13 protein-coding genes are annotated in these 21,115 nt (G+C 48.3%); 9 read left to right on the top strand and 4 right to left on the bottom strand.

Annotated features, from left to right (window positions below; translation table 11 throughout):
* Positions 1 to 57 precede the first annotated feature (57 nt).
* A complete protein-coding gene (locus QUB66_RS21125; RefSeq protein WP_332969573.1) occupies positions 58 to 240 on the bottom strand; it encodes a helix-turn-helix domain-containing protein in 183 nt (60 codons plus the stop codon).
* A 57-nt stretch (positions 241 to 297) separates the two neighbouring features.
* Entirely contained in the window at positions 298 to 531 is a 234-nt protein-coding gene (locus QUB66_RS21120; protein ID WP_332969572.1) for a hypothetical protein, read from the bottom strand.
* Between the two features lie 210 nt (positions 532 to 741).
* Between QUB66_RS21120 and QUB66_RS21115 the strand changes: the two genes are divergently transcribed.
* From QUB66_RS21115 to QUB66_RS21105, 3 genes are all read left to right on the top strand, one after another.
* Complete coding sequence (locus QUB66_RS21115; protein WP_332969571.1) at positions 742 to 1,707, top strand: N-acetylglucosamine kinase; 966 nt, start codon at positions 742 to 744, stop codon at positions 1,705 to 1,707.
* Positions 1,708 to 2,015: 308 nt separating this feature from the next.
* Complete coding sequence (locus QUB66_RS21110; protein ID WP_332969570.1) at positions 2,016 to 2,672, top strand: hypothetical protein; 657 nt, start codon at positions 2,016 to 2,018, stop codon at positions 2,670 to 2,672.
* A gap of 103 nt (positions 2,673 to 2,775) precedes the next feature.
* Complete coding sequence (locus QUB66_RS21105; RefSeq protein WP_332969569.1) at positions 2,776 to 3,177, top strand: MgtC/SapB family protein; 402 nt, start codon at positions 2,776 to 2,778, stop codon at positions 3,175 to 3,177.
* Between the two features lie 271 nt (positions 3,178 to 3,448).
* On the opposite strand, the gene QUB66_RS21100 is transcribed toward QUB66_RS21105, so the two are convergent.
* Positions 3,449 to 3,664 (bottom strand): hypothetical protein, encoded by a 216-nt coding sequence (locus tag QUB66_RS21100; protein WP_265235382.1) that lies wholly within the window; start codon positions 3,662 to 3,664, stop codon positions 3,449 to 3,451.
* 47 nt (positions 3,665 to 3,711) lie between these two features.
* Positions 3,712 to 3,942 carry a hypothetical protein gene (locus QUB66_RS21095; RefSeq protein WP_265235383.1) on the bottom strand — a complete coding sequence of 77 codons (231 nt, stop codon included), beginning with the start codon at positions 3,940 to 3,942 and terminating at the stop codon, positions 3,712 to 3,714.
* A gap of 347 nt (positions 3,943 to 4,289) precedes the next feature.
* On the opposite strand from QUB66_RS21095, the gene QUB66_RS21090 reads away from it, so the two are divergent.
* The 6 genes from QUB66_RS21090 (at position 4,290) to QUB66_RS21065 (ending at position 20,871) form a co-directional block, all read left to right on the top strand.
* Positions 4,290 to 6,038: a hypothetical protein gene (locus QUB66_RS21090; protein WP_265235362.1), complete on the top strand. Its 1,749-nt coding sequence runs from the start codon at positions 4,290 to 4,292 to the stop codon at positions 6,036 to 6,038.
* Between the two features lie 671 nt (positions 6,039 to 6,709).
* Positions 6,710 to 10,252: a non-ribosomal peptide synthetase gene (locus tag QUB66_RS21085; RefSeq protein WP_332969568.1), complete on the top strand. Its 3,543-nt coding sequence runs from the start codon at positions 6,710 to 6,712 to the stop codon at positions 10,250 to 10,252.
* On the top strand, positions 10,218 to 10,376 hold the full coding sequence (locus tag QUB66_RS21080; RefSeq protein ID WP_265235364.1) for a hypothetical protein: 159 nt from the start codon (positions 10,218 to 10,220) through the stop codon (positions 10,374 to 10,376). The genes QUB66_RS21085 and QUB66_RS21080 overlap by 35 nt, the downstream gene beginning before the upstream one ends.
* A gap of 24 nt (positions 10,377 to 10,400) precedes the next feature.
* The gene (locus QUB66_RS21075; protein ID WP_332969566.1) at positions 10,401 to 15,491 is read left to right on the top strand and encodes an aminotransferase class III-fold pyridoxal phosphate-dependent enzyme; all 5,091 of its coding nucleotides are present in this window, start codon (positions 10,401 to 10,403) and stop codon (positions 15,489 to 15,491) included.
* 168 nt (positions 15,492 to 15,659) lie between these two features.
* A complete protein-coding gene (locus QUB66_RS21070) occupies positions 15,660 to 16,535 on the top strand; it encodes a cupin-like domain-containing protein (protein WP_332969565.1) in 876 nt (291 codons plus the stop codon).
* A gap of 241 nt (positions 16,536 to 16,776) precedes the next feature.
* Positions 16,777 to 20,871: a non-ribosomal peptide synthetase gene (locus tag QUB66_RS21065; RefSeq protein WP_332969563.1), complete on the top strand. Its 4,095-nt coding sequence runs from the start codon at positions 16,777 to 16,779 to the stop codon at positions 20,869 to 20,871.
* Positions 20,872 to 21,115: the final 244 nt, after the last annotated feature.

The following is a 21,115-nucleotide window of genomic DNA, read 5'->3' as shown; positions in this document are numbered from 1 at the left end:
ACATGGCTCAAGCTCAACGTCTCGCTGGCTTTAGTTGTAGCATACTCAAAGATCTGTTTAGAATGAAATAGCCCTGGTAATGAAGGTCTTTTGTAAATCCCCATTACTGGGTAGCTTGTCTGATGAGTTACAGAATGCTAGTGAATCGTTCCATACAACCCGACAGCAACCAAACAATTTAGCAAGGCTACGAACTTGCCCAGAAGTTGGATATATGCGGTATTGATATCGTTGTTTCATGTAACTATTTTAGCAGTAAAACAACCATTGAAAAATGTACATATGTTAAAATTCCGGCTAACTCAAAAATGAAGGCGGTTGAAACCGCTGCCGACTTTTCCCCGTGTCTAAAGCCAGGGGCTTGCGTCTCGTTTTCCGGTCATTCGGACGATCGGAGTCGTCAGAATTAGGTAAAAACTCTTGTGCCATGATATTCTCTCCTTGTTTTTGGGCTAGGAAAACCCAAAAACCCAGCCGCCCCGCGCAGTAACGAAAAGCAGGGCGGCCACAGCGAATGCTAAGATTCTCCATTAGGCCTCCAGACTGCTCGTATCAGTTTGGCGGTTAGCTGTCCGTTGCTGTTGTAGCAGCTTCGGGCGGAGCGAAGCGGAGGGAGTGCAACTAGATTTTCGGGCCGCCGGGTGCTTCCTTTAAGCAAAGCAACCCATACCACAGAGCATATCCACATTGTGTCCCTGCCGTCAAGATGTTACTTGAAAAAGATAAATTAAGAATTTTGGCATGAATTACGTATTTGGCATCGACGGCGGCGGGACTAAAACTATCTGCATCTTAATGGACGAAAATAGCGTTGTTTTGGGACGTGGCGAAGCAGGGCCGTCAAATTATCAAACGCTGGGAATTGAGAAAGCCAAAGAATCAATTCAATTGGCGATCGAACGAGCAGTTATATCTGCTAAAATAGAGCCAAATGTCAATCTCAACATAGAAGCAATTTGTCTGGGACTAGCAGGCGTGGCGCGTCCCAAAGATCTTGAAATAGTGCAGTTGATAGTGCAGAATTTGCAGTTGACGAATACTTTGCCAATAACCCGATCGCTCTTACCGAGAAATATCGTAATTTGCAGCGATTGCGCGATCGCACTTGTTGGCGGCACAGGCCATTCAGTAGGTATCGCGGTTATTGCTGGAACTGGTTCGATTATTTTCGGGCAGAACCGTCAAGGCAAAACTAAACGAGTCGGCGGTTGGGGATATATTTTAGGCGATGAAGGTAGCGGATATGACATCGCCGTTGGTGGTTTGCAAGCTGCTTTGAAGTTCTACGATGGACGCGGAGAGTTTACCGCGCTGGCGGAAAAATTTCAAACGCATTTAGGCTTAAATCACCTAGAAGAATTGGTAGATGTCGTTTACAGGCGCGGTTGGGGAGTGAAAGAGATTGCAGCTTTAGCGCCGATTGTCGATCGAGTCGCAGCATTGGGCGATCGTGTCGCTGACGGCATTATTGAGCGTGCTGTGGCAGAATTAACATTTTCAACAAAAATAGCGATTGCAGCGCTATTTAGCCCAACAGAAGAATTTGAAATTGTTATGATCGGAGGTGTGTGGGGTGGCGAGGCTAATTTCCGGGGTAGGTTTGAAAGTGCCATAAGTGCGATCGCCCCGAATGCTAAGGTAATTTTGCCCCGATCCGAACCAGCTTTCGGTGCTGGATTGTTAGCCTTAAACGCTCTCAAAAATTAAGAAGACCGGGCGGTTTCAACCGTACGTCCCATCTTATCTTGAGTCCGCGGAGGCGGACATTGTTTGTGTAGACGCGGTTTCAACCACCGTCTTGATTGTTTATCTACCTTATCTTCCCGATCGCCCCAATCCGGTCGATTTTCGAGATTTTGCCAAAATTTAAAATTCTTGATTATCTACCTTATCTTCCCAACTTGCAGAATTCCCACCTGCCATCATTAAAACATCACATGAATCCGAAACCACAAACAGATTTAGCAGTAGTACATTCCTAAGTAAAACAAAACCAAAGCAAGGAGACAAATTATATGATTACTTCTCAAACATGGCGATCGGCAACAGCAGCAATCCTCGCACTGGGCATTACAGTTGCAACCAGCGCGCCGCTGGTGGTAGCTACTCCGGCCGAAGCTCAACAACGAATTTCACAATTTGATAGCATCCGAATTCCATCGGGTACTGTAATTCAAGTGAGCTACGAAAAAAAGAAAATTGTTGTCACCCCCGATGAAACTTCACCTTTAACATTAACAGTAGCGCGAGATATCCGCACAGATCAAGGAAGAGTATTAATCCCCGCGGGTAGCCAGATTGTCGGGGAATTGCGACCTGTTAGAAGGGGCAATCAAAGGGGTACTCAATTTGTTGCCAGCGAGTTAATTGTCAGCCGCCGCCAACGCTATCGGATTGATGGCTATTCGGGAATTATTACCAGAACCGAAAGAGTGCAAAAAGGTGCTGGAACAGGTTCGGTTGCGCAAGGTGCAGCATTGGGCGCGGCAGCAGCAGCAGCGCTAGCAGGCATTACCGGCGACAAAGCAATCGCCACTGAAGAAGTATTGGGCGGCGCTGGAATCGGCGCATTAGCCGGAGTATTGTTGGGGCGGCGCAGCGTTGACGTGATCGTGATTCGCCCGGAACAAGATTTGGCAGTGAGATTGCGATCGGACATCGTGCTGCGGTAATATTGGAATCTTCCGATTAATTATTTGCAGTAAAACATTGTCGATCGCTAACTTGTGGTCTCCCGATAATTGGCTAGGCATACTATTAAGGTTGTGTCTGGCCATGTTTGTTGGCGGAATGATTGGATGGGAGCGCCAACTCAGACACAAACCAGCGGGTTTGAGAACTCATATGCTCGTAAGTATGGGCTCGGCACTGTTTGTTTTAATACCGTTGGCAATAGGTAAAAATGAAAACGAACGAGATGCTATAGAGCGCGTAATTCAAGGCATTGCTGCCGGAGTTGGATTTTTGGGAGGTGGAGAAATCCTGCGGGAATGTCAGCAGGAAGTAGGCAAACCAGAAGTTCACGGGCTTACCTCTGCCGCCGCTATTTGGGTATCAGCAGCCTTAGGAACGGCGGCAGGATGCGGGTTGTGGCAACTTTCATTAATTGGCGCTTTCATGTCGCTGTTTGTTTTGAGAGTAATTAAAGAGTTGGAGCGTCGGAGTCGTCGGAAATAGTTTCAGTTAAAATCGCGTGGCAATCGGACTCTTTGGCAGCAGTTGAAACTGACAGATATAGCCTTTCTCAGAAAGATCAGGTACGCGAACGGCATAGGGCATAGGGCATAGGGCATAGGGCATAGGGCATAGGGCATAGGGCATAAGGCATAGAGCATACCTCACCACGCTTAAGAACCGCTATAAGAATTAGCAGAAACCTAATTTATAATATTATTTGGTTTTTGGGCAGAATCAATGTCTATCCAGCCCAAAAACTGAATAAACAGGATTAGTTTTTATCATAAATGTTGGACAATTTTATCGATTCCAAAGACTCTTGCCGCACGCGACCCGCCATCGCAGCTAGCTGCAAACTCATAAAAGCATTCAAATCTTCCAAATCACATTTGGCTGAGGAAAAACTCTGCTGCATTTCATTTTCTGCTTCCAAACTCAGATATCCAGCGGCAATAGCTTGTTGTACAACTTCACGAATCAGCATGATCAAAATGTTCCTTACTAAAATTCCAGGTGTCAAAAGCTAAATAATTACTAACAGGAAGTTTCCGAGGCTGTCTCGCCAAACATTTCAAATTGTTTGAGCTCGCGAGACTCTTGTTTTACCAAGCCCGACATGGCTGCTAGTTGCAAATTCATAAAAGCATTTAAGTCTTCCAAGTCATACTTGGTGGTAGTTAACATCCGCCGCAGTTGATTTTCGGCTTCAAGAGTTAAATAACCTAGGCTCAGAGCTTGTTGAGCGAGATCGCGAATCAGTACCATAACACTTCCCAGTTTTATTTGTTGAATAGCCTCAGTATCAACGGTTTTCACTGACTCCGCAGTGACGGCTATTGCTCAATTTGTGTGACATTTTTAATGGCCGGCCGTGACAGCCGGACTCCCAAACTGTGACTAAGTGTTTGTACGGGTGTGACGGAGATCACGCGGGGGAGTGGAAGAGGGGGAAATGGGGAGTGGAAGAGGGGGAAATGGGGAGTGCGGGAGATGGAAAAATATTCCCTCTTCCGTCTTCCCTCTTCCTTCTTCCTTCTACCTTCAGAAGCCTTCTACCTTCAGAAGACGCTCACCGTCTATAATCATCAAGTTAAATATTTACGGCAAGACCTATGGAAGCAGCACATAAAGATTTGTTACAACAAATAGCCAGATTATCGGAAACTTATGGTAATTTAGCCGATCGACTATCCCAAGCAGCCAAACAACTGCAAGACTCCGGCCTTCCTCTCTCCGACAGCTTACTGCAAGAAGTCGCCACCTACAGCCGAAACTTTGCAGAAGTCCAAAAACAAGCTCTCCAACTCAATAAATCTGCCCTCACCCCAGGGGAAATTACTTCCCTCAAAGACATTCAAAACTTAGTCGAGAGTGCCGCAGCTTCCGTAGGTAAAGCAGAAATTCGCGACGCGGCTTTGAAAGTGCTCGATCGAGTATTGGCGATCGCCCACCGTGAACAAAACGACTTCGCGCCCTTACAATCAGTTCATGGCAAAGCCCGCGAACTGCACCGCGCCATCTCGGAATCAGCCCCAACTCAACTGCATTCCGACGCAGAATCCTTAATCAGCGGCAAACACCCAGTTGCAGCAGTGCTCGCACTGGTGGAACAGCAAGACAAACTAGATGATGAACAATGGGTTATCCTCGAAGAAACAGTCAGCGCCGCTTTTGGCAAACAAATAGCCGTCGCCATTTCCAGAGGCAAATTAACCATTACTGAGATGGTAAAAGCAGCACCGGCTAAAGTCGAACCCGCATTTAAAACAGCGCCCGAACCCAAAATCAGCGCCGAACCCTTGCCTGAAGTGATTATCATCCCGTCGGGAAATGTCGCGCCGAAACAAGTTACAGTTGCACCACAAATCCAAATTTTGGAATCCCCCGCCGCGACGGCCCCCATGCACGAGGTGATTATTGTTCCTAGCGTGGAAGTACCTAAATCCCTGCAAACAACCGGCTCCGGCAACATTGTCTTTGGGGCACCTCGCGACATTCAACAAGCGCCTGTAGAGGGCGGTTTGGGATTGAAAGTGTTGGCGCATATTCAAGGAATTGGCGATCGAACTTTCGGTGCTCAAGAATACGCCGGCACTAAAGCTCAAGGGCGGCGCGTCGAAGGATTTCTGATTAATATCGAGCCACCAATTGCCGGCTTAACAGTCGAGTACATGGCTCACGTCGAAGGTGTTGGCGATACTCCTTGGATTAGCGAAGGGGAATTAGCGGGTTTTCGGGGTCAAGCGAAACGAATTGAAGGATTTGCCGTGCGGTTGAGCGGGCCGCAAGCTGATAAGTATGACGTATTTTATAGCGCTCACATTCAGAATATCGGCGACACCGATGTGTCCTCCAACGGCGATTATTGCGGCACTCGCGGCAAAGGTTTGAGAATTGAGGGCATCAAAGTTTGGATCGCGCCGTCTGCGAGTTCTCAAGTTGCGGCGCCTGTGGGTTTAAAAGTGTTGGCGCATATTCAAGGAATTGGCGATCGCACTTTTAGCGATAAAGAATACGCCGGTACCAAAGCTCAAGGCCGCCGCGTCGAAGGATTTCAAATTAAAATAGATCCTCCGACTGCCGGTTTAAATTTGCAGTACATGGCTCACGTTGAAGGAGTTGGCGATACTCCTTGGATCTCGGAAGGGGATATCGCCGGTTTCCGGGGTAAAGCTAAGCGAATTGAAGGATTTGCTGCGCGGCTGACTGGCCCACAAGCTGATAAGTACGATGTATCTTACACCGCTCATATTCAAAATGTGGGCGATACTCCTGTTACTTCTAACGGTCAATATTGCGGCACTCGCGGCAAAGGTTTGAGGGTTGAAGGGATGACGGTTTGGGTTGAGCCGAAAGCGTAAAAACTTAGGTTTATTGTTATCCAAGAAATTTGAGAAACCAGGTTTATTCCTGAATTTTTGGTACTAACCGAACTTTGTCGCAGAAACCCGGTTTTTGGCCACCCAACGACTCTGAGAAACCGGGTTTCTTCCTATATTGTTGGTACTCCACCGAATTTGTTGGAGAAACCCGGTTTCTGGGCACCCACGACTCTGAGAAACCGGGTTTCTTCCTATATTGTTGTTACTCCACCAAATTTGTCGTAGAAACCCGGTTTCTGGGCACCCAACGAATTTCAGAAGCCTGGTTTAGCAGGCAGTTAATAACGTCGCAAAATTTACCCTCGGCTGCGGAAAACACCGATATCGAATCGATCGACAATAAATCGCAAATAATAGGATTCGACTTGTGAAATCGATATTTTTACTGTGGCTGCATCCTATGTAATTATACGGTTGCGAAACGGTAGACGCTCGGCATAGAATATATTTGTAGGTTGGATCTGTGTGAGTTGACAGGAGGGTAAAATTTGAGTTGACCTCGGTTCGGAGAATAAAAATTTATTGACAGTAAAAAACACAACATTCAGAGGCTGGCGATCGCGCTTTTGCCTGAATGGTTAATTAAAAAAAGTCTTAAAAATCCCGTTACACTTGTTCCGAAGTTTTTAGTTCAATACTCGCAGGTAAGTATGTCTTGGCCAGCAGCCGACCGTCCCCAATCTGTAACAACTAATAGCGAATCTTCCTATCAACTTTCACCGATCCAGCAGGGGATGTTGTTCGAGGGCCTTTCGGGCCAACAGTCAGGGGTAGATATCGAACAGGTACTGTGCAGCCTGGGCGAAGAATTGAATGTTTCAGCTTTTGTGCAAGCTTGGCGCCAAAGTGTCGATCGCTATCCAGTTTTGAGAACGAGTTTTAGTTGGTTGGATCGAGAAGTGCCGGTGCAAACTGTACACCAACAAGTCGAAGTACCAATTGTTGACGAAGACTGGCGCAGTTTTTCGGAGGACGATCGCACCCGCCAACTCGCAACTTTTTTACAAGCCGATCGCCTGCAAGGATTTGACCTCACTCAACCGCCGCTGATGCGTTTGGCTTTGTTCCGAGTTGCGGAAACCGAATACAAACTCATCTGGACTTATCACCATATTTTGCTTGACAGTACCTCGGCAATAACTGTTTTGCAAGCAGTTTTTACCTTGTACGAAGCCCTGACTGGCGATCGGCAATTAGAATTAACACCGCCAAATGGCGATCGAGATCGCAGCGATCGAATGCTGCAAGATATCTCGAAAACAAAAGCATTTTGGAGGCAATACTTAAGTGGTTTCACAGATCCTACCCCTTTGGTTGGCGGTGTTTCCAGGACGGGCAAGATACTTAACCCGAAAGACAGCCCGAAAGACAGCCCGAAAGACCGCCAGGGGTTTAAACCCCTGTCTAATAGCGAAAGTCCTCTGAAGAGGACTGATGAGTTATTCAGTCCTCTTCAGAGGACTTCAGCTTTGAGGCAGGGGTTTGAACCCCTGCCGGACTGCGGGTTTGACCCTAACTTGACACCAGTGGCATCTGGCCTGTTGCCGACACTGCCAGAAATAAGGCTTTCTACCACTGTTACCGCAGCTTTAAACTCTCTAATTCAAGAAAAAAAACTAACCTTAAATACCCTGCTGCAAGGAGTTTGGGCTTTAGTTTTGAGCCGCTGTTCCGGTTCGGAAGATGTAGTATTTGGATCTATTTGCAACAGTCGATCGCCAAATACAGAAAAAATAGAACCAGCAGTAGGATTGTTCATCAATACTTTGCCGCTGAGAGTAATTGTCACGCCAGAAATGCCAGCGATCGATTGGCTGAAACAACTGCAAAATCAATGGAATGCGCTGCAAGAATACAGTAACGTACCGCTGGCAAAAACTCAAGAATGGAGCGAAATCTCCCGCAGCAGCGCTTTATTTGAAAGCTTGCTAGTAGTTGAAAAATACCAATTCAATTCTGCCTTGCAATCTCTAGGCGGTGACAGGAAAAATCGAGAATTTCAGGTTTTAGAACAGACGAGTTTTCCCCTAACAGTTTACGGATACGGGGGAGACGAATTGCTGCTGAAAATTGCGGGCGATCGCCAGCGGTTCGATCAGAATGCCATTACCCGAATGTTGGGACACCTGCAAACTTTGCTCGAAAGTATAGCCGCGAATCCCCAGCAGAAAATCAGCAAATTGTCAATGCTGACAGCAGCCGAAATTGCTCAATTGCAGGCCTGGAATCAAACTGAGGCAAATTATCCCGACGACAAATGCGTTCACCAATTATTTGAAGCGCAAGTTGAGCGATCGCCCGATGCCATTGCCGCCATTTTTCCCCACAATTCCCGACAGCAGCTTACCTATCGCGAACTCAATTCGCGATCGAATCAACTAGCCCATTACTTGCAGGAATTAGGAGTCGGGCCCGATGTTTTAGTCGCGATTTGCATGGAACGTTCCTTAGAAATTGCGATCGCCGTTTTAGGCATTCTCAAAACAGGCGCAGCTTACGTGCCGATCGATCCAGCTTATCCCAAAGAAAGGCTGACTTTCATGTTAGCCGACACCAAAACTCCCGTTATACTCACACAATCTCACTTAGTTTCGGGCTTGCCGGAACATCAAGCGCGAACCGTTTTTTTGGACGAAAACTGGCAAGAAATCGCCAATTACAGCACCGAAAACCCCGCTAACACCCTATCTCCCGACAATTTAACATATACAATATATACATCCGGTTCCACAGGCAAACCCAAAGGAGTGCTCCTCCCGCACCGCGCCCTAGTCAACCTAATTGCGTGGCAATTGCAAAACTCCACCTTGGAAGACGCAGCCAAAACCCTGCAATTTGCCTCCCTCAGCTTCGATGTCTCATTTCAAGAAATGTTTTGTACTTGGTGTGCCGGCGGCACCCTCGTTTTCATCACCGAAGAAATGCGGCGAGATGCGCGGAGTTTGTTGCAGCTAATCGACACAGAAAAAATTCAAAGACTATTTCTCCCTTTCATCGCCCTGCAACACTTAGCAGAAGCCGCCGATAGCTATCAGCTAGTACCAAAATCCCTGCGCGAAGTAGTCACCGCCGGCGAACAGTTGCAAGTCAACCGTTACATAACCAGTTTCTTTCAGCAGCTAGAAAATTGCACCCTGCACAATCAATACGGCCCCTCGGAGAGCCACGTTGTCACAGCTTATACCCTCAGCGGCCCGCCGGAAAATTGGCCCGCACTGCCTCCCATCGGCCGCCCTGTTGCCAATACGGAGATATATTTGTTACACATGAATGGTGAGCCTGTGCCGATCGGCGTTCCGGGAGAATTGCACATTGGAGGTATCTGTTTGGCGCGCGGCTACCTCAACCGCCCCGACTTGACTGCTGAAAGATTTATTCCCAATCCCTTAAACGATTTTAGATTGGAGGAAGATGCACAGAAACCAGAGATTGCTGAAAGCCAAGAAATATCTAATTTTGCCCGATCGCATCTCCTTTATAAAACAGGAGATTTAGCTCGCTACCAGCCCGACGGTAATATCGAGTACATCGGACGCATTGACGGTCAAGTAAAAATTCGCGGCTTCCGCATAGAGTTGGGAGAAATCGAAACTGCACTAGCAAAACATCGGGCGGTAAAACAAGCTGTAGTGCTAGCGCGGGAAGATACACCGGGAGACAAACGATTGGTGGCTTATTTAGCAGTCAATCCAGAAGAGCAACTGACAATTGCCGATCTCCGCGTCCAATTGCAATCGCAACTCCCCGATTACATGGTGCCTGCGCTGTTTGTGACTGTGGAGGCGATGCCGAAGACTCCCAGCGGCAAAATTGACCGCCGCGCCCTGCCAGCACCTGACTCGCAGCGACCTGAACAGTCGCAGGGTTACGCGGCACCGCAGAGCGACTTGGAGAGAGTGCTAGCGGGCATTTGGTCGAAGTTGCTGAAGCTCGATCGCGTGGGGATTCATGACAATTTCTTCGAGATTGGAGGCAATTCTCTGATGACTCTGCAAATTGCTGTGCAAGTGCGGGATCTACTACAAAAAGACTTGCCAGTTGTGAAATTGTTCCAGCATCCGACGATCGCCCAATTGGCCAATTATTTAAACCAAGGAGAAAGTACGAAGCAGTCTAGTAACAAATTTCAAGATAGGGCCGATCGACAAAAAGCTGCTTTTGGTCGCTCGAAGCAATCTACTAAAAGAGGCTAAATCGAAGGAAGAAGGAATAAGGAAGAAGGAAGAAGGAAGAAGGAAGAAGGAAGAAGGAAGAAGGAGGAAGAAGGAAAATTTATACAGTAAGTTGTTGATTTATTTTTGTTTGACGTTCGATTAAATTGATTTTACTTAACTTAAATTTATGAATGATTCAATCGATTCCGAAGAAAATCAAGAACTTGACGGCATTGCCATTATCGGCATGGCCGGCCGCTTTCCCGGTGCTGCAAGTGTCACTGAACTGTGGCAGAATTTGTGCGGGGGAGTCGAGTCTACAACGTTTTTCAGCGATGCGGAACTAGACCCCAGTGTTGATCCGGCCCTCCAACAAGCTCCAAATTACGTCAAAGCTAGAGGAATTATTGACGGGGCCGATCGCTTTGATGCTGCATTTTTCGGTGTCAGTCCCCGCGAAGCCGAAATTACCGACCCGCAGCAACGGGTTTTTTTAGAAATAGCTTGGGCCGCCCTCGAAAATGCAGGCTGCGATCCGAATACTTTTAACGGTTCGATCGGAGTTTATGCCGGCACTGGCAACAATACTTATTATCCCAACAACATCGCCGGGCGATCGGACATAATTTCCCGCGCCGGCGAGTTTCAGGTGATGGTAGGGAACGAAAAAGACTACATCGCTACCCGCACTTCTTACAAGCTGAATCTCAAGGGCCCGAGCGTCAGCGTTCATACCGCTTGCTCTACATCATTAGTTGCAATTTGTCAAGCTTTTTATGCTTTGATGAGCTATCAATGCGATTTAGCTCTCGCCGGCGGGATTTCGATTACAGCCCCCCAAAATAGCGGTTATTTGTATCAAGAAGGGGGGATGTTTTCTAGCGACGGACATTGCAAACCTTTTGATGCCAAGGCTGAAGGGACTGTGTTCGGCAACGCTGCTGGGGCTGTGGTACTCAAGCGTTTGGAAGAGGCGATCGCCGACAGAGATACAATTTATGCGGTAATTCGCGGTGTCGGCCTCAACAACGACGGTGCAGCCAAAGTCAGCTTCGCAGCGCCCAGCGTAGACGGCCAAGCAGACGCGATCGCGATGGCGCAGGCGATGGCAGGTGTAGATCCAGAAACCATATCCTACGTCGAAACCCACGGCACGGCAACTCCCCTCGGCGATCCGATCGAAATTGCAGCTTTGACACAAGCCTTTGCTCTCAAAACCACAGCCAAACAATTTTGCGCGATCGGCTCCATCAAAAGCAACTTCGGACACACGATCGCCGCCGCCGGAGTCACGGGGCTGATTAAAACAGCTTTAGCCCTCAAACACCAACAAATACCCGCCACTCTCCACTACGAAACACCGAATCCGGCGATCGACTTTGCCAACAGCCCCTTCTACGTCAACGCCGAACTTGCGGAATGGAAAGCCGGGAAAACGCCCAGAAGAGCCGGAGTCAGTTCCTTTGGAGTTGGCGGTACCAACGCTCACGTTGTCCTCGAAGAAGCGCCGGCACTCACACCGTCAAGCCCTTCTCGCCCCAAACAGTTGCTGCTGCTGTCGGCAAAAACAGCATCTGCTTTGGACGCGGCTACCGCCAACTTGCGATCGCACTTTGCCGAAAACCCAGAAATCGATATCGCCGATGCTGCTTACACCTTGCAAACCGGGCGACAAGCCTTTAATTACCGCCGTTTCGCCGTTTGCAGCGATCGCTCCGATGCCCTAGAGTTACTCGCATCGCTGCCACCGCTACGCACTGCCACCCGCTGCACCGAATCGAGAAATCCGGCGGTAATCTTCATGTTTCCGGGACAAGGGGCGCAATACGTCAATATGGGCTTGAATTTGTACGAATCTGAGCCTTTATTCCGCTCTACGGTCGATCGCTGCGCCGAAATTTTGGAGCCGCATTTAGGCCTAGATTTGCGCCAAGTGCTATATCCCGGTAGCGATGAAACCGCCGCCGCCGAATCTCTCCGCCAAACCTTTTTGACTCAGCCTGCAATATTTACCGTAGAGTACGCGCTGGCCCAACTGTGGCAGAGTTGGGGCGTAACTCCCCAAGGTGCGATCGGGCACAGCATTGGCGAATTTGTCGCGGCAACTATCGCCGGCGTGTTTTCCCTGGAAGATGCGCTGATGCTGGTGGCTGCGAGGGGGCGCTTGATGCAAGATTTACCGGGGGGTTCGATGCTGTCGGTACGGCTGCCGGCGGCGCAAGTCGAAGGGCGCTTGAGTGGCGATTTGGCTGTGGCGGCGGTGAATGCGCCGGATTTGTGCGTGGTTTCTGGGCCGACAGATGCGATCGCACTTTTTGAACAGCAATTAACCAGCGAAAAGATTGTCTGCAAACACTTGCACACTTCCCACGCTTTCCATTCGCCGATGGTAGATTCGATCGTCGAACCTTTCGGTGAATATGTCAAAAAAGTGCAATTGTCAGCACCAACTATCCCCTTTGTTTCGACTGTAACTGCTAGTTGGATCACCGCAGAACAAGCAACAGATCCGATGTATTGGGCGCGGCATTTGCGGGCGACAGTGCGTTTTGCCGACGGCATTAAAGAGCTGTGGCAAGATCCGAATCGCGTGCTTTTGGAAGTCGGGCCGAGAACAACGGCTGCTACTTTGGCTCGCAAACAATCCAAAGATTTGAAAAAACAAGTCGCTATTTCTTCTCTAACCGATAATCCAGATAACAACGCTGAATGGACTTCTTTGTTGAGCGCAGCCGGACAGCTTTGGCTTTGCGGAGTGTCGATCGACTGGCAGAGTTTTTATCAGGAGGAAACGCGCGATCGCATCCCCTTGCCAACTTATCCCTTCGAGAGCAAACGCTTCTGGATAGAACCCATGCGGAGAGAGGGGGAGACGGGGAGAGGGGGAGACGGGGAGAGGGGGAGATGGGGAGAGGGGGAGAATTCCCAACTCCCAATGCCCGATGCCCAATCCCCAATGCCCAATCCCCAATCCCCAATGCCCGATGCCCAACTAACAACTATCAACTCATTACCAATGTCAAATTCACAAGTCGCAACCCAACAACCAGCTCGCAAAGAAAGACTCATTCCCCAAATCAAAAATATATTAGAAGAAACTTCGGGTGAAGATTTAGGCAGCGTCAGTGACGATCTAACGTTTTTAGAAATGGGTTTGGATTCTCTGTCTTTGACTCAAGTAGCGCTGAACCTGCAAAAAGAATTTAAGGTTAAAATTACCTTCCGCCAGCTACTAGAAACTTTCCCCAGTCTCGAAACTTTATCTGAATTTATTGACGGATCTTTGCCGCCGGAAGTTTTGCCCGCAGCAATTCCCGCACCAATTCCCGCAGCAATTCCCGCACCAATTCCCGCACCAATTCCCGCACCAATTCCCGCACCAATTGCAGCACCAATTGCAGCCAGCGCCCCGGTAAATCTGCCCGCCCCGCAACCTTACATCTTGCAACCCGTACAATCGAGCAACCTCGAATACTTGATTGGCCAGCAGTTGCAGATTATGTCGCGACACCTAGAATTGTTAGGTGGCGGTGTTCCCGCACAGCCTGCACCGACAGCCCCACCTCAAATGGTGCAGCCCCCCGCACCGGTGCAACATATCCCGCAATCGAGCAATAACGGCAGCACGATCGCCCCAACCGCCCAACCTGCACCATCCGCCGAACCCACGGCCGAGCCCAAAAAAGTATTCGGCGCGGCCGCCCGCATCGACACATCCGATCGCGGTGGCTTAACTCCATCGCAAACAGCATATTTAGAAACATTTGTCAAGCGGTATACGGCGCGAACCCAAAAATCGAAACAGTACACTCAGACTCACCGCCACCACCTCGCAGATCCGCGTGTAGTTTCCGGCTTTAACCGGACGATGAAAGAGTTGGTTTATCCGATCGTGGTGGGGCGATCGTCCGGTTCCAAACTTTGGGATGAAGACGGTAACGAGTATGTAGATTTAACCAACGGTTTCGGGTCGAACTTTTTCGGATATTCGCCTTCATTTATTACAGAAGCGATCGCCGCTCAAATGCAGCGCGGGTATGAAATCGGGCCGCAAACACCGCTAGCCGGGGAAGTCGCCGAACTCGTGTGCGAAATGACCAAGCACGATCGCGTCGCCTTCTGCAATACCGGTTCTGAGGCAGTTCTGGGTGCAATGCGACTCGCCCGCACCGTCACCGGCAACAGTACGATCGTCACGTTTACCGGAGACTATCACGGAATTTTCGACGAAGTAATCGTGCGGGGGACTAAGAAATTGCGATCGCTCCCAGGAGCACCGGGAATTCCCCAATCGGCAGTTGACAATACCCTGATCCTCGACTACGGCGAACCCGAATCCCTGGAAATCCTGAAAGCGCGGGCGGGCGATTTTGCAGCCATCATGGTAGAACCGGTACAAAGCCGCCGCCCCGACTGGCAACCGCGAGAATTCCTCCACGAAGTGCGCCGGATTTGCGATCGAGCCGGTTGCGCCTTCATCATGGACGAAGTGATTACCGGATTCAGAGTAGCACCGGGCGGCGCTCAAGAATATTTCGGCGTACAAGCCGATATCGGTACCTATGGCAAAGTTGTCGGCGGCGGAATGTCGATCGGGGTAATTGCGGGCAAGTCTGCCTGGATGGACGCTTTTGACGGCGGATTTTGGCAATTCGGAGATGACTCGTTCCCCGAAGTTGGCGTTACCTATTTTGCAGGAACTTTTGTCCGCCATCCGCTGACTTTAGCAGCCGCCAAAGCATCCCTCGAATATTTGAAACGGGGCGGGCCTTCATTGCAGCGCGATCTCAATGCCAAAACTGACCAATTAGTTGCAGAATTGAGCGCCATGTTCGATCGCGAGCAAACACCTTTCACGGTTAAAAACTTTGGTTCCCTGTTCAAAATCTCCTACCCGCAAGATTTTTCTCATGGAGAATTGCTCTTCTACTCGCTGCGGGAAAAAGGCATTCACATTTGGGATCACCGCCCGTGTTTCCTGACGCTAGCCCATTCCGACGCAGATATTGCTTTTATCAAGGAAGCATTTAAAAACAGTATTGCCGAATTGCAGTCAGCCGGATTTTTAGCCGGTGGATCTGAGGAAGCTGTGAGGGCGATCGAATTCCACAATCACAGTAATATTAATGGAGGAAAGTCCTCAACTGCTTTCGCCCAAAATGCTCCCGTACCCGGTGCAAAATTAGGGCGAGATCCTAACGGTAATCCCGCTTGGTACGTAGCCGATCCAGAGCGCCCAGGCAAACATTTACAAGTAGGAGATAATTTATCCAATTGATTGTTAAAGTTGGCAATTAAATCCGGCAGGGGCGGGTTCACCAACAATAATTGCCTGAAATCGATCGTCTAAAAAACCCGCCCCCACCAAACGATAAATCTCAATCTACCTGTAAATAATTTTCACATCGGCAATGAATTTCAACTAAACAACACAGGAAAAAACCAAATGCTCCAAACAGCAAAAGCTCTTCAAATAGACCGCCGCACAGGCCTGACTCACCAGGAATTTGTCAGCGAGTACCGCAATCCCGGCAAACCAGTTATTTTCACCGATTTATCAAAAAATTGGCCCGCAGCAGCGAAATTTACCCCAGAGTATTTTGAAGACAATTTTGGCGATCGCGAAATAGAAATAGGTGGCAAGATTTACACCCTCACAAAATTGTTCGACTTGCTGAAAAATTCCACCAAAGAAAATCCGGCTCCCTATCCTTTTAAACTCAATGTCCGCAAAGATTTTGCCGATTTAGAGCCTGATGTCTCTCCCCGACCGAGCATTGCCAAACCCGATCGCACCCACAGCAGCTTAATCCCGAAAATGCTGCTCGATAATTTGTACGACTTAGAAATATTCTTTGGCGGCCCAGGGGGAGAATTTCCTTATTTGCATTACGATTTTCTCGGGCTTTACGCATATATCAATCAAATTTACGGAGAAAAAGAATTTACAATTTTTCCGCCGGAACAGCAAAAGTATCTTTACCCAAAACCAGATGCTCCTTGGCTGTCTGAGATTGAAAACCATCACAATCCAGACCTAAAAAAATATCCGCTTTTTGCTGAAGCTACGCCCACAAAAATTATCATCTCAGCAGGTGAAACACTGTTTATTCCCTGTGGGTGGTATCACACTGCAAGGTCGCTGACTTTAACAATTTCCGTAGCATTTGACCAGCTTTGCGAATCAAATTGGGAATTTTTTACGAACGAATGCTGCATTTCTAGAGGTCAAAATTCCCTCAAAGCCAAGATGATTAAAGCCTATCTAAAAAGTGCAGGTGCGGTGCTTAGTGCTCGCGAAAAATTGATGGGGACAGATTAATAAATTCGATTGTAGCTTGCTTCTGCGTAGCAGTACAAAGCGAACACAACATAACTTCTGATTGAACCACAGAGAGCCCAGAGCAAGCAGAGAAAAACGAAAGAAATTCATCATTCCCATGCTGATCCGATTTGATACCCCTATGATTCTCTCTCTCTGCTTACCTCCTCTCTCTGCGCCCTCTGCGCCCTCTGCGGTTAAAAAACATTATCTAGATCAGTTATTCTACCGTTAAAAGCCGATGAAAACAACCGCAGATATACCACCAAAACTAACTGCTGTAGACTTCGATCCTTTCGCAGGCGGAGAACTTTTTGCTTGCGTACCCCCCACGGAAGCGCAGAAAGAAATCTGGATTGCCGTGCAAATGGGAAATGAGGCAAATTGTGCTTACAACGAATCGATGTGTTTGCGATTGCAAGGAAACCTCGATCTTGAATCTCTGCGATTTTCCATTCAGGAATTAGTGCAGCGACACGATGCGCTGCGGGCAACATTTAGCCCCGACGGATCGACTCTTTGCGTTGCTGCGTCGATCGCCCTCGATATTCCAACGATTGACTTGTCAATTTTGGACGATCGCGATCGCGAATCGAAATTAGCTTATTTGCGCCGCCAAGAAGTCGATCGCCCATTCAACCTAGTCAGCGGGCCGCTGTTTCGCAGTCAAATTATTAAGCTGCAAGAACAGGAACACATCGTTATTATCACCGGTCACCACATTATTTGCGATGGCTGGTCTTGGGGCATCTTATTTCCCGATTTGGGAGCAATTTACTCTGCCAAAAAGCAAGGATTAGCCGCCAATCTTCCCCAACCAGAAAGTTTTACAGAATACGCAATTTTACAAGAAGCACAGTCAACAAGCACCGAAGTTATTGACGCAGAAGACTATTGGTTAAAGCTTTTTTCCGACACAACTCCGGTGGTGGATTTGCCGACAGACAGACCGCGGCCTGCTTTGAGAACTTACAATGGTTCGCGAGAAGATTGGGAACTAAATCCCGATTTAGTTGCTAACCTCAAACGTCTGGGCAAAAAAGCAGGTTGCAGTTTTTTTACAACTCTCTTTGCTGGTTTTGAAGCATTTATGTACCGCTTGTGCGGCCAAGAGGATTTGATTGTCGGAATGCCGTCAGCCGGACAGTTGTTTGGAGGTCAAGAAAAACTTGCCGGACACTGCGTCAGCTTGTTGCCCATCCGCAGCCAAATTAACGGCGAACAATCTTTTATCGATTATTTGCGATCGCGCCGGAAAGCGATTTTAGATGCCTGCGAAAGGCAGCAAATCACCTTCGGAACCCTGGTCAAAAAACTAGCCTTAGCCCGAGATTTCAGCCGCATTCCGCTAGTACCTGTAACTTTCAATCTGGACGTGCAGCTTACGGAATCACAACTTAATTTTCCAGATTTTAAAGCTGAAGCTTTCTCGAATCCCAGAACTTGCGAAAATTTTGAATGGGCGGTGAATGCTAGCGAAACCAAAGAAAAATTGGTGCTGGAGTGCCAGTACAACACTAACTTGTTTGACGCAGCTACCATCCAATCTCGCATGGCGGAATTTGAGGAGTTGTTAAAGGCGGTAGTGGCCAATCCAGAATGCCCGCTGCAAAATTTGCTAATTTTGACTGCTGCGGAACGACAAAAAATATTAGTTGATTGGAACAATACTCAAACAAATTATCCCAAAGATGCCTGCATTCACGAACTGTTTGAAGTGCAAGCAGAGCAAACTCCCGATGCTGTCGCCTTAGTTTTTGGCGAACAACAGTTAACTTACCAACAGCTAAATTGTCGCGCCAATCAATTAGCACATTACTTGCAAACTTTGGGGGCTGGCCCGGAAGTTTTAATCGGTGTTTGTTTCGATCGCTCTCTGGATGCGATCGTCTCGCTTTTAGCTGTTCTCAAAGCCGGATCTGCTTACCTGCCTTTAGACCCAGCTTATCCCAAAGAGCGCCTGGAATTCATGCTGTCAGATGCCGCCCTATCGGTGCTGTTAACTCAACAGCATTTAACAGAAAAGCTGCCCGATACTGAAGCAAAAATAGTTTGTTTGGAGCAGGTGCGGGAGGAAATCAACACACAAAGTGAGGACAATCTTGCCAATCTCGCGCAGGCGGAAAATCTGGCTTATGTCATGTATACTTCCGGTTCCACGGGCAAACCCAAGGGCGTTTGCGTCGTCCACCGTGGGGTAGTGCGGTTAGTCAAAAACACCGATTATGCCAGCCTCACCGCCGCCGAAGTATTCCTGCAACTGGCTCCGATTTCCTTTGACGCTTCGACGTTGGAAATTTGGGGAGCGCTGCTTAACGGGGCGCAACTGGTTGTATTTCCGCCAGGAACTCCATCTTTAGCAGAGCTGGGAGAGGCGGTTCGTTTATCTAAAGTGACAATTTTGTGGCTGACGGCTGGACTGTTTCACTTGATGGTGGACGAGCGGATTGAGGATTTAAAGGGTGTGCGGCAACTGTTGGCGGGCGGGGATGTTTTATCTGTTCCCCACGTCCATAAAATGCTGAGAGAGGCTCCAAACTGCCAATTAATTAACGGCTACGGGCCGACCGAAAATACGACTTTTACTTGCTGTTTTGCGATCGCTCCAGACAGTCAAATTAGCAATTCCGTTCCGATCGGGCGGGCGATCGCCAATACTCAAGTGTACATACTCGATCGCCACTTGCAGCCAGTGCCGATCGGCGTTCCGGGTGAGTTGTATACAGGCGGCGCAGGCTTAGCCAGAGGCTACCTCAACCGCCCGGATTTAACAGCAGAAAGATTCATTCCAAATCCTTTGATCGCCAACCAAGAAAATGGATGGAAAAATGCCGAAGAGCGATCGGCTTCAAGCCTTCTTCCTTCTGCAAATCACCTTTACAAAACAGGGGATTTAGCCCGCTATCTACCCGATGGCAACATCGAGTATTTGGGACGCATTGACAATCAGGTAAAAATTCGCGGTTTCCGCATAGAAGTCGGAGAAATTGAGGCGGTACTCGCCGGATATCCAGATGTGAGTCAAGTGTCTGTGGCCGTTCAGTTAGATGCTTCGGGGAATAAATGTCTCGCAGCCTATGTAGTCGCGGGCGAGGGCAAAATTCTCGCCGCCGCTACCCTGCGAAATTTCCTGCAAAAAAGACTGCCAGACTACATGATACCCGCTGGGTTTGTGTTCCTCGACGCTTTGCCCTTGAACCCCAACGGCAAAGTTGACCGCCGCGCTTTGGCAAGTCAAAAGTGGCAATCTGCCAGCGTCCCATCCAATGAAACAATTGCTATTAACCCCCGCGACAAGTTAGAACTCCAAGTGCAGCAAATTTGGGAACAAGTTTTAGGCATCAATTCAGTTGGTATCAGGGACAATTTCTTCGAGATAGGAGGACATTCGCTGCTAGCAGCGCGTTTGTTAGCTGAAATTGAAAAACTCTTCGGGAAAAAGCTACCGCTTTCTGCTATGTTTCAATCGCCAACAGTTGAGCAATTGGCTAACATTCTCCGCGAACCGGAATGGTCTTCACCGTCTCCGTCAATGGTAGTGATTCAACCGGGAACAGGGAGTTACAAACCCCCTTTGTTCTGCATTCATGCGCTCGGCAGAGGATTGGAATTTTACCGTCCTTTGCTGAATTATTTGGATCGATCGCAAGCTGTTTTGGGACTGTCTACCCAGATTATGGATGAAAAACTGGCTCCCCCCAATCGAGTTGAGGAATTGGCAGCTTATTACATCAAAGAAATGCAAGTTTTTCAGCCGCACGGGCCTTATTTTCTGTTAGGAGTATCTTTTGGCGGGACGGTAGCTTTTGAGATGGCCAGACAGCTCGATGCGAAAGGTGAGAAGGTAGCTTTGCTGGGATTTTTGGATACTTACGGCCCGGATGCTTTCAAAAATTTGCCTGAAATAAAAAGCGGTCAACGGGTGATGAAAATGTTACGGCTAAAACCAGGTGTGTTTCTGAATAAAGCGAAGAGCAATCTGATGGGAAAAATCGAGATGCTTACTCATATTCAGTATAGAATTTTGTGCAAATTTTACCGATTAATCGGGTGTCCCTTGCCGATTTATTTGGAAAATTTCACTCATGGAGATCTCAATGAAGAGGCATTGAAACACTATGTAGCGGGAGTTTACTCTGGTCGAGCCACTATCTTCAAAGCGGTTGAGAGTGCCATCTTGTTTGGTGCCGATCGCGAATTGGGTTGGGGCGAGGTAGTTACTGGAGGAATAGAGATTCACGATATCCCTAGCGACCATTTGGGGATGTTAAAAGAGCCGCACGTTAGGATACTGGCGGAAAAATTGCAGGCCGCGGTCGATCGCGCTCAAGGTTAACATTGGACAATTGACAGTGGACAATTGACAGTAAAAACTCCGAGCTAATTTTCGCTGTGAACTATCAACTATCAACTATCAAATCGTTTCTGGTTGCATCGGAATGATTTAACCACAGAGGGCGCTGAGAACACAGAGGAAGATTAGAGAGAGATGAATACAGGACTATGAAGCGTGGATTTTATATGACTCGATTTTACAATTCCGATGCTACCGGATTTGATATTAATTGTTTAAATCTCCA

The organism is Microcoleus sp. A2-C3 (genome assembly GCF_036706065.1).
Classification (GTDB): domain Bacteria; phylum Cyanobacteriota; class Cyanobacteriia; order Cyanobacteriales; family Microcoleaceae; genus Microcoleus.
The sequence above is the reverse complement of the archived record's forward strand: the minus strand, read 5'-3'. Positions and strand labels throughout refer to the sequence as shown.